General features: G+C 73.1%; 13 protein-coding genes. 7 read left to right on the top strand and 6 right to left on the bottom strand.

Going from position 1 to position 13,189, the window contains the following annotated elements; genetic code table 11:
- Position 1: 1 nt before the first annotated feature.
- Complete coding sequence (gene rpmG, locus ACFVYN_RS19945) at positions 2–166, bottom strand: 50S ribosomal protein L33 (RefSeq protein WP_390000186.1); 165 nt, start codon at positions 164–166, stop codon at positions 2–4.
- 62 nt (positions 167–228) lie between these two features.
- Between rpmG and rpmB the strand changes: the two genes are divergently transcribed.
- The 4 genes from rpmB (at position 229) to ACFVYN_RS19925 (ending at position 2,367) form a co-directional block, all read left to right on the top strand.
- Positions 229–465 (top strand): 50S ribosomal protein L28, encoded by a 237-nt coding sequence (gene rpmB, locus ACFVYN_RS19940; protein WP_390000183.1) that lies wholly within the window; start codon positions 229–231, stop codon positions 463–465.
- A 13-nt stretch (positions 466–478) separates the two neighbouring features.
- On the top strand, positions 479–784 hold the full coding sequence (rpsN, locus tag ACFVYN_RS19935; RefSeq protein ID WP_390000180.1) for a 30S ribosomal protein S14: 306 nt from the start codon (positions 479–481) through the stop codon (positions 782–784).
- A gap of 68 nt (positions 785–852) precedes the next feature.
- The gene (locus ACFVYN_RS19930) at positions 853–1,353 is read left to right on the top strand and encodes a hypothetical protein (protein ID WP_390000177.1); all 501 of its coding nucleotides are present in this window, start codon (positions 853–855) and stop codon (positions 1,351–1,353) included.
- 474 nt (positions 1,354–1,827) lie between these two features.
- Positions 1,828–2,367 (top strand): DUF4232 domain-containing protein, encoded by a 540-nt coding sequence (locus ACFVYN_RS19925; protein ID WP_390000175.1) that lies wholly within the window; start codon positions 1,828–1,830, stop codon positions 2,365–2,367.
- Here the strand turns inward: ACFVYN_RS19925 and ACFVYN_RS19920 are convergent.
- The gene (locus ACFVYN_RS19920; protein ID WP_390000384.1) at positions 2,348–3,478 is read right to left on the bottom strand and encodes a DUF2786 domain-containing protein; all 1,131 of its coding nucleotides are present in this window, start codon (positions 3,476–3,478) and stop codon (positions 2,348–2,350) included. The two genes, ACFVYN_RS19925 and ACFVYN_RS19920, sit on opposite strands and share 20 nt — an antisense overlap.
- Positions 3,479–3,676: 198 nt before the next feature.
- Between ACFVYN_RS19920 and ACFVYN_RS19915 the strand changes: the two genes are divergently transcribed.
- The 3 genes from ACFVYN_RS19915 to ACFVYN_RS19905 all read left to right on the top strand — a co-directional run bounded on the left by ACFVYN_RS19915 (position 3,677) and on the right by ACFVYN_RS19905 (position 7,352).
- A complete protein-coding gene (locus ACFVYN_RS19915) occupies positions 3,677–4,306 on the top strand; it encodes a LysE family translocator (protein ID WP_390000172.1) in 630 nt (209 codons plus the stop codon).
- A 62-nt stretch (positions 4,307–4,368) separates the two neighbouring features.
- Positions 4,369–5,121: a Clp protease N-terminal domain-containing protein gene (locus tag ACFVYN_RS19910; protein WP_390000170.1), complete on the top strand. Its 753-nt coding sequence runs from the start codon at positions 4,369–4,371 to the stop codon at positions 5,119–5,121.
- Positions 5,122–5,660: 539 nt separating this feature from the next.
- Positions 5,661–7,352: a bifunctional 3'-5' exonuclease/DNA polymerase gene (locus ACFVYN_RS19905; RefSeq protein ID WP_390000167.1), complete on the top strand. Its 1,692-nt coding sequence runs from the start codon at positions 5,661–5,663 to the stop codon at positions 7,350–7,352.
- Between the two features lie 14 nt (positions 7,353–7,366).
- Here ACFVYN_RS19905 and ACFVYN_RS19900 read toward each other — a convergent pair whose 3' ends face one another.
- The 4 genes from ACFVYN_RS19900 to ACFVYN_RS19885 all read right to left on the bottom strand — a co-directional run bounded on the left by ACFVYN_RS19900 (position 7,367) and on the right by ACFVYN_RS19885 (position 13,188).
- Complete coding sequence (locus ACFVYN_RS19900) at positions 7,367–10,747, bottom strand: BTAD domain-containing putative transcriptional regulator (protein WP_390000164.1); 3,381 nt, start codon at positions 10,745–10,747, stop codon at positions 7,367–7,369.
- 402 nt (positions 10,748–11,149) lie between these two features.
- The gene (locus ACFVYN_RS19895) at positions 11,150–12,043 is read right to left on the bottom strand and encodes a glycosyltransferase family 2 protein (RefSeq protein WP_390000161.1); all 894 of its coding nucleotides are present in this window, start codon (positions 12,041–12,043) and stop codon (positions 11,150–11,152) included.
- A gap of 109 nt (positions 12,044–12,152) precedes the next feature.
- Entirely contained in the window at positions 12,153–12,590 is a 438-nt protein-coding gene (locus ACFVYN_RS19890) for a DUF3052 domain-containing protein (RefSeq protein WP_390000158.1), read from the bottom strand.
- 373 nt (positions 12,591–12,963) lie between these two features.
- Positions 12,964–13,188, bottom strand: coding sequence for an acyl-CoA carboxylase subunit epsilon (locus ACFVYN_RS19885; protein WP_390000155.1), 225 nt, complete (start codon positions 13,186–13,188; stop codon positions 12,964–12,966).
- Position 13,189 lies beyond the last annotated feature (1 nt).

Below are 13,189 nucleotides of genomic sequence, written 5' to 3'. Positions count from 1 at the left end.
GTCAGCGCTCCTCTCGGAAGTCGACGTGGCGGGCGGCGACCGGGTCGTACTTCCGCAGGGTCATACGGTCCGGGTCGTTGCGGCGGTTCTTGCGGGTGACATAGGTGAAGCCGGTCCCGGCGGTGGACCGGAGCTTGATGACCGGGCGGAGTTCGTTGCGTGCCATGCTGGTATCTTACTGAAAATGAATTCCATTTACATCCCCGCTCCGAGAGAGGTGCATCACCCTTGTCCGCCCACTGCATGCTGACCGGCGCCCAGCCGGGCTTCGGCAACCGCATCTCCCACTCCCACCGGCGCACCTCGCGCCGCTTCGACCCCAACATCCAGTCCAAGCGCTACTGGCTGCCGAGCGAGGGCCGGTACGTGCGGCTGCGGCTGAGCACCAAGGGCATCAAGACCGTCGACTCGCTCGGCGTCGAGGCGGCCGTGGCGCGGATCCGCGCGCGCGGTGTGCGGATCTGAAGGGAGCACCGGCATGGCGAAGAAGAGCAAGATCGCGAAGAACGGGAAGCGCCAGGAGATCGTCGCGCGGTACGCCGTACGGCGGGCCGAGCTGAAGGAGATCATCCGCAGGCCGTCGTCCACGGACGCCGAACGGCTCGCGGCGCGGGAGGAGTTGCGGCGGCAGCCGCGGGACGCGAGCGCCACGCGCGTGCGTAACCGGGACCAGGTGGACGGGCGGCCGCGCGGCTACTTCCGGGCCTTCGGACTGTCCCGGGTGGGACTGCGGGAGCAGGCGCACGCGGGATATCTGCCAGGTGTCCGCAAATCGTCCTGGTAGCTCTCACGGGTACCCGCTGGTAGCTTGCTGCGATCGTCTGGCCGACCACTACAGCTTGGGAGCTTCCAGTGACTTCGGCGATCTTCTCGCGCACTGTGTCGGGTCGGCGGGCCGGGCTCGCGGCCGCGGCGCTGGTGGGCGCGCTCGTACTGACCGCGTGCAGCGACGGGGGCTCGGACGACGACACGTCGCCCAGCTCCAACGCGCCGGTGTCGCCCTCGGCCTCCCCTTCCGGCGGCACCGGCGGTACGTCGTCCTCGGCGTCCGGCGAGGTCGCGGGCAACTGGCTGGCCACCAGCCGCGGCAAGGCGGTGGCCCTCTTGGTCAACGGCGACCAGGCCGGGCTCTTCGCCACGGGCGGAGCGGTGTGCAGCGGTACCGCGAGCGCGGACACGATCCGCCTCAAGTGCACGGACGGCAGCACGGACCGGGCCGACGGGACGGTCGAGTCGGTGAGCAGGACGACGCTCAAGGTGAAGTGGTCTGGCGGAATCGGCACCGAGACGTACACCCGGGCCGAGGGCGGCAAGCTGCCCAGCGGACTGCCGACGGCGGGGCTCGGGTCGTAGGGGGCCTCGGGTTCGTGAGCGGCCTCGGGTTCTCGTTGGCGGGTCTCGGGGCGTTGGGGGTCTCGGGCCGTGGGCGGGGCTCGGTGCGTTGGGCGGGGCTCGGTGCGTTGGGCGGGTCTCGGGCCGTGGGCGGCGCTCGGGTCATAGGCGAGGCCTGGGTCGAGCCGGACTTCCGGTCATAGGCGAGCCCTCGGGCCATAGCCGGGCCTCCGGTCGTAGCCGGGCCTAGAGTTCGTAGGCGTGCCCTCGGGCCATAGCCGGGCCTCCGGTCGTAGCCGGGCCTCGGGTTCGTAGGTGGGTCCTCGGGCCATAGCCGGGCCTCCGGTCATGGGCAGCTCTCGGGCCGTGGACGGGCCTCGGGTTCGTGGCCGGGGCGCCGCTCGTAGCCGGAGGGCTTTGTGGGGGTGGACGTACGTGGGGTTCTGGCATGCGTGATGATCCTTGCACCGGATCGCTCACACCAGAGGACTTCACATGCGCGCCGCCCCCCTCGCCGTCACCGCCCTCGCCGCCGCCCTGCTGCTGACCGGCTGCTCCGGTGACGGCGACAGCTCCGGCGGCGACAGCGCCACCGCGAGCCCGAGCAACGGCACCACGTGCCGGATCGGTCATATGGACGTGGAGGTGGGACCCGCCAGCGTGGCCCCCGCCGCCGGGGACACCGGCGACATCCCCGTCACGCTCACCAACCAGAGCGCCCAGTGCACCCTGGACGGCTTCGCCGGCATCGACCTGAACGCCACGGACTCGTCGGCGAGCGTCTCCCCCGCGAAAGGCGCGAAGGCCACGAAGCTGACCCTGGCCAAGGGCACGGCCGCCACCTTCACTCTCACGTACACGCGCGGCGAGGCCGGCGCCAAGGCGAGCCTCGATGTGAAGACGCTGGCGATCGGTCTGCCCGGAGCGGACACGCAGAAGAGCTTCAAGTGGTCGTACGGCCCGGTCCAGGGCCAGAACGACAACGCCAACCATCCGAACGTTTCCGTCAGCGCCTTCACTCAGGCCGGGGACTGAGCCGGGGCCGGTTGCCGACCTGCGCCCGGTCGGCCGCCCGGGCACCCTCGGTCCAGCCCGCCTCGTCGCTGACACCGCGCAGCCGGGTCGTCGTCGTCTGCGGGAACATCTGCTCCATGCGATCGGTGACGGCGACCTCGCGGGAGGCGAGAACCGGCAGCAGGTCCACAGTCACCGGGGCCTCGGCGGCGGCGCGCAGGCGGTCGCCGACGCGGTGGGCGTAGGCCGCGAGGAAGGACTGCCGAAAGGTCTTGGTGCGCTTGCGGCCGCCCGCCCGCTGGGCCGCCTCCGCCGTCGCCATCGCGGACTGCGCCTGCACGAGCAGCGAGGTGTAAAGGAGTTCGACCGCCGCCAGGTCGCCCTCGAAGCCGACGACCGTGGAGAAGGCGAACGGTTCGTTCCACACGGCCCGGCAGTGGTTGGCGGTGGCGACTGCGTCGAGGAGCACCGCCTTCGCCTGCTCGTACGGCGGCTCGACCCCGATCCGGCAGGCGCCGGGGGTGTCCTTCGCGGGCGCCCGGGCGTCGAGCAGCGCCTCGTCGACACTGTGCCGGGCCATCAACTCCTGCGCCTTGGCGGTGAGCGCCTCCGCCTCCTCGGGGTAGCCGGTCGCCTCCGCCTTGGCGAGCAGGGCGCGGATACGGCCGAGCATGCGGGCGTCGCCCCGGTGCTCCCGCCGGGGCTCCCGGGGCTCCTCCAGCGGTTCCAGCGCGGGCAGGCGCAGCAGCAGACGGTACAGCTCCAGTACGGCGGTGGCGTGCGTGAAGCGGTCGGGGCGCGGGGTGTTCCCGTCGGCCTCCTCCGCCTCGGAGAGCTGGGCGAGCTGAGCGGTCCAGCGGGGCCCGCGCGGGCGGTCGTCGCCGGCCTGTGCGCGGATCAGGGCCGTGGCGAGTCGCACATGGGTGTCGTCCAGTTCGCGTCGCACGATCCGTACGACATCGGCGGGCTGCCAGCCGCGCCGCCAGGCCTGCGCCACGAACTCGGCGCCGCGCCGGGCCAGTTCGGCGTCGGTGGCGGGGTCGGCGGCGAGGAGGGAGGCACCGGTGTCCAGGGCGGTGTCGTCGTCGGCGTAGAGGGCGGCGCGGAAGGCACGGTCGACGGTGCCGGTCATGTCACCGGACGTGTCACCGGTCGCGTCGCTGGTCGTGTCGCCGGTCGGGCCGCTGTTCTTGGTGCCGCGCCTGTTGTCGCTCTTGTCATCGGGCTTGCTGCCGCTCGCGCCCCTGCTCCTGCTCCTGCTCACGGGGCGATCGTCTCACTCCCCGAAAATCGGTCGCCCACGCGCGTGTGCCGCTTCGAGCATGGCGGCATGGTGGACATGTCTCTGTACGCGGCCTTCCTCGTCGCCGCCTTCGCGCTCTGTGTCACTCCCGGTCCCGACATGATGTTCATCGTGGCGATGGGCGGCCGGGGCGGGCCCGCCGCGGGGGTGATGGCCGCGTTCGGCGTGGCCTGCGCCATGCTCGTGCACACGGTCGCGGCGGCGCTCGGACTGTCGGCACTGTTCAACACCCTGCCGACGCTGTACCACGTGCTGCGCTGGGTGGGAGCGGCCTATCTGCTCTACCTGGCGGTGAAGGCGTTCCGGGACCGGTCGGTTCCGGGTGAGGACGGGGACACCGCCGGCGGGGCGGGGATGCGGCGGGCCTTCTGGCGGGGAGCGGTCACCAATCTGCTCAATCCCAAGGTGATCCTCTTCAACGTGGCGTTCCTGCCCCAGTTCGTGAACCCGTCGCTCGGCCATGTCCCGGGGCAGTTGCTGCTGCTCGGTACCACGCTCGTGGTCATGGGCTTCCTGTGGGACGGCGGGGTGGGGCTGCTCTCCGGGCGGCTCGGGAACGTCCTTCGCCGCAGTGCGCGCGTGAACCGGTGGATGAACATCGTCTCGGGGACGGTGTTCACGGGACTCGCGGTGCGGCTGGCGGCTTCACCGAAGTAGTACTCAAGCATGGGGGCAACCTCTGGTTGACACTCTCTGGGTGACAACCTACGGTTGACAGCATGACGACGAACCCCAACATCACGTCATCCGTACGGCTCGACGACCTCATCACGGCCATCAAGAAGGTCCATGTCGAGCCCCTAGACCAGCTCCAGGACGCGGTGATCGCCGCGGATCACCTCGGGGAGGTGGCCGACCATCTGATCGGCCACTTCGTGGACCAGGCCCGGCGTTCGGGCGCCTCCTGGACCGACATCGGCAGGAGCATGGGGGTCACCCGGCAGGCGGCGCAGAAGCGGTTCGTGCCGAAGGAGTCGGCGGACCTGAACGCCGACCAGGGCTTCAGCCGGTACACCCCGCGGGCCCGCAACGTGGTGATGGCGGCCCACAACGCGGCCATCGCCGCCCGTAACCCCGAGGGCCGTCCCGAGCACCTCGTCCTCGGTCTGCTGGCCGAACCGGAGGGCCTCGCCGCCAAGGCGCTCGTCGCGCAGGGGGTCACGCTCGACGCCGTCCGCGAGGCCGCTACGGCCGCGCTCCCGCCGGCCGTCGAGGAGGTCCCCGAGCTCGTCCCCTACGGCTCCGACGCCAAGAAGGTCCTGGAACTCACCTTCCGCGAGGCGCTCCGGCTCGGCCACAACTACATCGGCACCGAACACATTCTGCTGGCCCTCCTGGAGTTCGAGAACGGCACGGGCGTCCTGTCGGGCCTCGGCATCGAGAAGGGCCCGGTGGAGGGCGCCATCGCCAAGGAGCTGGAGGGGTACGTGAAGTCGCAGGGCGGGGAAGGGGGCCAGGGCGAGCAGGGCTGAGGGGGGCGGCCGGGGCGGCCAGGCGGTGTGGGCGGCGGGGTTCGGCCGGGGCGGCCGGGACATCCGCGCAGATCCTGCCGGGCGGGCTGCCTCGTTGGACGGGCCGGCGGGTGAGTCTCCCGCAGGGGGCGTAAGGGGCACTTTCCACGCGGCGCCGGATGCCCGTCCCGCTCGGGCTGCGGGCACGGTCGCGGGCGCGGCCGCGTCGTTCTCGGCGGGGGCAGAGGGCACCGGCCCCGCGGGCGGGTCTGGACGCGGTTTCGCGGCGGACCGGGGTCCGGTGCCACACGGCTCGCGGGTGTCATGTGCCTCGGAAGCTGGGAAACGGCGGCCGAAAACCCCGAACGCCCACCCCCACGCGGGCGGCCTCGGGCGGCCCGCCCAGAGACTGGCGGGTCAGCCCCAGGCGCTCGTGGAAGCCAGCTCGGGCGGGGTCGGCGGAGTCGGCGGAGTCGCGGGGCCGTGAAAGCCATGAGAGCCGTGAGAGCCCTTGATGTCCGGAAGGTCCGTTGTCACAGGTGGCTGGCACACTCGCAGACATGACCGACCGCTGGGCTCTCGCTCCGGCCGAGGACGGTGGTGTGGAGGTGGCCGCCCTCGGGGCCGGCGGGCTGCCCGTCGGGCCGGTGCGGCGGGAGGGGGATCTCGCCGAGGCCGTGCGGGGGCGGCCGGAGGTGGCGCGGTGGGTGTGGCGGTCCACCGCCGAGGTCTACCCGCGGCTGCTCGCCGCGGGGGTGCGCGTGGAGCGGTGCTACGACATCGAGGACGCCGAGACCCTTCTGCTCGGCCACGCGGGCCGGTCCGGGGAGCCGCGCTCGGCGGCCGCCGCCCTGGCCCGGCTGCGCGGCGGCCCCGTACCGCCCGACCCGCCCCAGCGCGCCGCCGTACCGGGGTCGCAGTCGTCCCTGTTCGAGCCGCAGAGCGTCCATGTGCCGCTGACCGACCTCGCCGAGATCTACGCCGACCAGCAGCGGCGGCACGACGCCACCGCGCACCCCGACCGGATGCGGCTGCTGACCGCCGCCGAGTCGGCGGGGATGCTGGTGGCCGCCGAGATGAACCGCGCGGGGCTGCCGTGGAGCGCCGAGACCCACCGCCGGGTACTGCACGAACTGCTCGGCGAGCGGTACGCCGGCGGCGGCGAGCCCCGGCGCCTCGCCGAACTGGCCGACGAGGTGTCCGCGGCCTTCGGGCGCCGGGTGCGGCCCGATCTGCCCGCCGATGTCATCAAGGCGTTCGCGCAGGCCGGGATCAAGGTGAAGTCGACCCGCCGCTGGGAGATCGAGTCCCTCGACCACCCGGCCGTGAAGCCGCTGGTCGAGTACAAGAAGCTGTACCGCATCTGGGTCGCCCACGGCTGGTCCTGGCTGCAGGACTGGGTGCGGGACGGGCGGTTCAGGCCCGAGTTCCACGCGGGCGGGACCGTCACGGGCAGATGGGTCACCAACGGCGGCGGTGCCCTGCAGATCCCCAAGGTCATCCGGCGTGCGGTGGTCGCCGACCCCGGCTGGCGGCTCGTCGTCGCGGACGCCGACCAGATGGAGCCGCGGGTGCTGGCGGCCATCTCCCGCGACCCGGGGCTCATGGAGGTGGCGGGACGCGAGAGCGACCTCTACCAGGCCGTCTCCGAGCGGGCCTTCTCCGGCGACCGGGCCCAGGCCAAGCTCGCCGTGCTCGGCGCGGTCTACGGCCAGACCTCCGGCGACGGCCTGAAGAACCTCGCCGCGCTCAGACGCCGCTTCCCGAAGGCGGTCGCCTACGTCGACGACGCGGCCCGCGCGGGCGAGGAGGGCCGGCTGGTGCGGACCTGGCTGGGGCGGACCTGCCCGCCGGCCGCGGGGGCGGGTGACGCGGAGGAGGCGGGCATCCCCCAGGACGACCCGGCCGGTCGGCCCGCTTCCGGCGAGGACGGCTGGACGCCCGGGTACGCCTCCACCAACACCCGTGCCCGCGGCCGTTTCGCCCGGAACTTCGTGGTGCAGGGCAGCGCCGCCGACTGGGCCCTGCTGCTGCTCGCCGCACTCCGGCAGGCCTGTGCGGGGATGGCCGCCGAACTCGTCTTCTTCCAGCACGACGAGGTGATCGTGCACTGTCCCGAGGAGGAGGCCGAGGCGGTCGTGGCGGCGATCAGACAGGCGTCCGACCTGGCCGGGCGGCTGACGTTCGGCGAGACTCCGGTGCGGTTCCCGTTCACGACGGCGGTGGTGGAGTGCTATGCGGACGCGAAGTGATCACCGCGAAGTGATCACCGTAAACAGGAGTCGTCGAGCAGGGCGATGAGCTCCTGGAGCACCGTCTTCTCGTCCGTGCCGTCCAGCGCGTCGAGAGCGGCCCGCCACTGTTCGTACGCCTCCTCGGCCCTGCCCCGCTCGCGCAGCAGGAGTCCGTGCTGGTGGCGGGCGAGGGCGCCGGTGTAGCGGTCGGCGCGGGCGTCCGCGCGGCGCAGCAGTTCCGCGCACTCGGCGGCGGCGCGGTCACCGTGGCCGATCAGGCGCAGGGCGCGGACCAGGCCGAGGCGGCTCTGCGACTCGCCGTGCCAGTCGCCGGGGCTGCCGAGGATGCGCAGGCTCTCCTCGAAGTGGGCCACCGCGGCGGCGGGTTCGCCGAGGGTCAGATGGGCGTAGCCGATGTTGCAGTGCGCCGAGTGCCGTACGACCACGCTGCCGGCCTCCTCGCCGATGGCGAGCGAGCGGCGGTGCTGCTCGATGGCGGCGCGCGGGTCGGTGTGCTCGTACAGGTTGCCGAGGTTGCTGTGGGTGACGGCCTCGCCGAAGGGGTCGTTCAACTGCCCCGAGTAGGCGAGGCTCTGCCGCAGTGCCTCGCCCGACTCGGCGTACCGGCCCAGGCCTTCGAGCAGCAGACCCCGGTTGTTGAGGCAGCGGCGCGTCCAGGAGTCCCGGCCCAGCCGCCGCCAGATGGCGAGGGCCCGGTCGTTGAGGGCCAGGGCCTCGCTGTGCCGGCCGGTCAGGAAGTGCAGTCCGGCCAGGTCGCCCAGGGCGCACGCCTCGGCCTCCTCGTCACCGAGCCGGCGCGCCACCGTGAGCGCGGCCCGGCCGAGGACCTCCGTCTCGGCGACCCGGCCGCTGCGCTGGAGGAAGGGGGAGAGCAGTCTCAGCAGGGTGGAGACATGGGCGGCGGCGCGTTCGTCGGGGGTGTCCGTGTGCCGTTCGGCCAGGGCGACGATGTTCTCCAGCTCCGACTCGCACCAGGCGAATGCCTTCTCGGAGGAGGGGAACGGCGGGATGGCCAGCACATGTGCCGCGTGCTCGGGGGGCTGGGCGGCGGTCGGGCGGCGGCGGTCCTCCAGGTCGAGGCCGGGTTCGGCGATCGCGATGAGGGCGCGTTCGGCGACGGCCGCGTACCAGCGCAGGGCGGTGCGGGCGATGTCGGGGGCGTGTCCGGTGCGCGCGAGTTCCCGCGCGAAGTCGCGGACCAGGTCGTGCGGGGCGTAGCGGCCGTAGGCCGTCTCCTCCAGCAGGGCCACGTCGACCAGGCGGTCGAGCGCGTCCTCGGCGCGGGTCTCGTCGCTGCCGTCGGTGCCGAGGAGGCGGGCGACGAGGGGGACGCCGTAGGTGGGCAGGTCGAGGGCGCCGATGCGGCACAGGGCGAGGGCGGCGTCGCGGTCGGACCGGCGGCCCGAGGCGGCGAGGGCGTCGTGGGCGACGGCCAGGGAGCGGCGGACGGAGAGGTCGTCGTACTCCAGATGCCGCAACCGGTCCTCGGTGGCGGCCAGTTGGTCCGCGAGGACATCGGGGGTGAGGGCGTGCCGGGCGGCCAGGCGGGCGGCCACGACGCGGAGGGCCAGGGGGAGGCGGCCGGTGAGTTCTATGAGGGGATGGGTGGCGTCGATGGGGGTGACGGCATCGGAGGCGTGGCGGGTGTCGGGGGTGCTGCCGTCAGCGGGGTCGCCGTCGGCGCCGGGGCTGTCCCGGCCGTCCCGGCCCGACACCGCGCGCAGCAACTGCGCGCTCTCCTCGGCCGAGAGCGGGGAGAGCGGGAAGCGGTGGGCGTCGTCGAGGGCGGTCAGGGGGGAGCGGCTGGTGACGATCACCGCGCAGCCGCCGCCGGCCGGCAGCAGCGGCCGTACCTGAGCGGCGCTCGCGGCGTCGTCCAGCACCATGAGCGTGCGGGTGGGCGCGAGCAGCGAGCGCAGCAACGCGGCTGCCGCGTCCGGATGTTCGGGGATGCGGCGCGGGTCGGCGCCGAGGTCGCGGAGCAGGGCGGTGAGGGCCTGGGCCGGGGTGAGGGGAGTCATTCCCGGGGTGGCGCCCTGGAGATTGACGTAGAGCTGGCCGTCAGGGAAACGTTCCCGCAGCCCATGGGCGACATGCAGCGCGAGCGCGCTCTTGCCGACCCCGGCCATACCGCTGACCACGCCTACGGCGGGGCCGCCGCCCAGGGTGAGGGCCCGGAGCAGGTCGTCGCGGGTGGCGACGCGGCCGGTGAAGTGACCTGGAGGTGGCGGGAGTTGGGCGGGGCGGGGCAAGGGGAGCGGGAGCGGGGTCTCGGCTTCGGGGGCGGGGTGCGGCGGATGGGCGGCAGGGGGCGACGGATGGGCCGGAGGGGGCGATGGCTGGGCGGCGGGGTGTGACGGATGGGCAGTGGGTGGGGCGTCTTCGCGCGTAGCTCCTGCGGGAAGGGTGCCGGGAGGAACACCGGGCGGGACACCAGGAGATGCACTGGGAGGTGCACCTGAAGGTCCACCGGGAGCGGTCGGCCTGCTCTTCTCGCGTGGCTCGCCGAAGTCGACGGCAGCTCCCGGACGTCCTCTCCTGCCCTCACCTCCGGCCCGGTCGGACCCGTCGTTCCGAACAGCGGCCACACCGCGAGTCCCGGCCTCGGCCCGCCCGCTGCCGTCTCCCCCGCGCAGCACCTTCACATGTGCCTCGCGGACCGCCGGGCCCGGTTCCACGCCGAGTTCCTCGACCAGGCGGGTGCGCAGGTCGCGGTGGACGGCGAGGGCCTCGGCCTGACGGCCGGTGCGGTGGAGGGCGAGCATCAGCTGGCGGTGGTAGGACTCGCGCAACGGGTGTTCGGCGGCCAGTGCGGAGAGCTCGGGGACGAGGGCGTCCGGCCGGGTGTCGGCGAGGGCGAGCTCGGCGTCGTAGTGCCACTCCAGGAGGAGCAGCCGGGCCTCCTCCAGCCGCTGGGCCAGGGCGTATCCGGCGATTTCGGAGGGGACTCCGCTGAGCGGTGCGCCCCGCCACAGGGCGAGTGCCGCCGCGCATTCCCGGACGGTCTCGGTCCAGTTCCCGGCGGCGTGCGCGCCGCGGGCCCGGGCGGCGTGGCTCTCGAAGACCTGGACGTCGAGTTCGCCAGGTGCGACGCGCAGCAGGTAGCCGGGGGCCACCGCCTGCAGCCTTTCGGGGTCGTCGAGCAGCCGTCGCAGCCGGGAGACGTGATTGTGGAGCGAGGCCTTGGCCGAGGCGGGCGGGGTACTCCCCCACAGCGCCTCCTTGAGGGAGTGCGTGGAGACGACCCGGCCGGCTTCGAGGAGCAGCGCGGCCAGCAGGATCCGCTGCTTGCGGCTGCCGACGACCCGGACGCCGGCGCCGCCCTGGCCGTCGTACAGAATCGGCGGCCCGAGCAGTCCGAACCGCAGCCCCGACTGCGATCCGCGCCCCATCACGCCGCCCACTTCTGGCGGAAATCCGCCCTCTTCACGGCGGTTTCCCGCCAGCCGTCCGATGCCGGCCTGTGCCGGAATCCGCTGTCGCCCCGCGGTTGCACACCGTCGGTCCCCCATCACCGCCGTCGACTTCACGCCAACCGGCGGACCACGAAACGTAGATGCGTTGGCCACATGTTAGCGATTTGTTGGCGCAACCTGATGTGATCACAACATCGGATCTGGCCCGAGGGTGCGCGCGTACGACGCGCAACTCGGGGGAGTGTCGCCGTCGTGGCCGGATCCGTGGGACGCGAGAGGGTCCCGGTCGGCGGAGGTGAACGACCGGGGCCCTCGTCCTGTCCCCCGGGCCGGGGACTCTCGGATCAGGCCCTCGGATCAGGCCCTCGAGTCAAGCCCTCAGATCACGGGCGGGCGTCCCAGCCGGGTGAGGTGCCACACCGTTCGCCACCGCATCGGCCGCCGTTCACCGGCCGGTTCCCGCACGCCCTCGACGAACCCTCCGCACCACGCGCGCAGTGCGCTCGACGAGCGGATCCGCAGCAGGGTGAGGGCCGTCCACACGCCGAGGTGCACGGGGATGAGCGGCAGGGGCAGCCGACGGCGGACCAGCCAGACGCGGTTGCGGGCGTTGACCCGGTAGTAGATGGCGTGCCTGGCCGGTGAGGTCTTCGGGTGCTGGAGCAGCAGTTCGGGCGCGTACAGGATGTGCCAGCCGCGGTCGCCGGCCCGCCAGGCCAGGTCGGTCTCCTCGTGGGCGAAGAAGAACTCGGCGGGCCAGTCCCCGGTCTCGGCGAGCATGGCCATGCGCAAGGCGTGCCCACCGCCCAGGAAGCCGGTGACATGGCCGCCGCGCATCGGATCGCAGGCGCCGACGCGGGGCACGTGCCGCTGCTGGGTCTCGCCGTTCTCGTCGGCGATACGGAAGCCGACGATGCCGAGCCGCTCGTCGGCCGCGAACAACTCCTGTACGCGGCGCAGCACATCGGGGTCCACGAGCAGGCCGTCGTCGTCGAGTTCCACTACGACGTCCACGTCGCCGAAGTCCCGCAGCCGGGCGAGCGCCACGTTCCGGCCGCCGGGGCAGCCGAGGTTCTCCTCGACGTCGAGGGCGGTGACCTGGCCGGGCAGGGAGAGCCGCTCGGCGAACTCGGGCAGCCGGCAGCCGTTGCCCACGACCACGATCCGGGCCGGGGGGATGTCCTGCTCGGCCACGGACCGCAACAGGGCGTCGACCTCGTCGGGCCGGTTCCCCATCGTCACGACGGCCACGGCGATCCTGGGCGCGCCCATGTCCCCCACCTTCCCCTCATCCGGGTCGTCCCGATGGGATCGACCGGCGTGGACCGGCGTGATGCTAGCCGTTCACGGTGAGGACTTCCCTGCGCGTCAGGCAGGCGTGTCAGCTCCGCCGGTTCTCCCTCCGTCGCACGAACTTCAGTCCCGACCAGTCCTCGCCCAGCGCCGCGACCTTCACGTCGACGACGCCGAGCGGGAGGAAGACCTCCCGCAGGGCGTTCTCGGTGATGTCGCTGACGTGCCCGGCGGCCCTGCGGGGCCAGGCGATCCACAGGGCGGCGTCGTCCGCGAGGCCGGCGACCAGTTCATCCGCCTCGGCGGCTAGCCGCGCGTACTCGCGGTGGAAGGCGAGGGCGACGTCCGCGCCGCGCGAGCCGCCGGCGGCGACGTCGCAGTCCTCGGGCAGACCGGGGATGTCCCATCCCTCGGGCGCGCCGTCGAGCCGTACCCGGTCTCCCGCCTTGATGCCGAGCTTCTTGGCGAGGGGCGTGGCGGAGTAACCGCCCGCCGTCCTCGATGCCCCCGACCCGGTTCCTGACATACGGCACCTCCGCGTGCTGGTCCAGCCCCGTCCACCCCGTCCACCCCGTCGTGACCATCGTGACGGTCGGGACGGAGGATGTCCGTCCGGACACGGCGTCACGGGTTGGCGGCGCCCCCCGAACCGGCTGCCGCACCCCACGGAACCGGAGCCAGGGCCGGGTCTGTTCGGCCCGGCGCCCGAACCGTCTGCCCCAGCCACCGCGCCGGATGTCGTCCCGCGCTGGATCGTCCTGTCCCGCACCCGCTGTAAGGACATGGCGCGGCCGAGCCGGCCGCGGCGTGTCGCACGGGTCACCCGCGCTCGGAGGCCGTTCGCCGGTGGCCGTCGTCGGGGGTGTCCGTCGGCGAGCGGTCTCCCTGGTTGTCCCCGTTCAGCCGTGCCGGCCCCGGGGGCAGTTGTAGGCGCGGATGCGTTCCGGACGGGTCCAGTGGGCTGTGGTGGGGCGTTGGGGGGTGGGCTCGTGCCGGGGGGTCAGGCGCAGGGTGAGGACGGCTGTGATCGCGGCGAGTTCCTCGGCGCTGGGCTCGCCCCGCAGGATGCGCAAGGACGTGGCGGCGAGCAGGTCGGACGGCGTGGGAGTCGGGGTCGCTGTCATG

Origin of the sequence: Streptomyces sp. NPDC058307 (assembly GCF_042880295.1) — a bacterium.
GTDB lineage: Bacteria > Actinomycetota > Actinomycetes > Streptomycetales > Streptomycetaceae > Streptomyces.
This window is presented reverse-complemented; position numbering and strand designations above follow the sequence as displayed.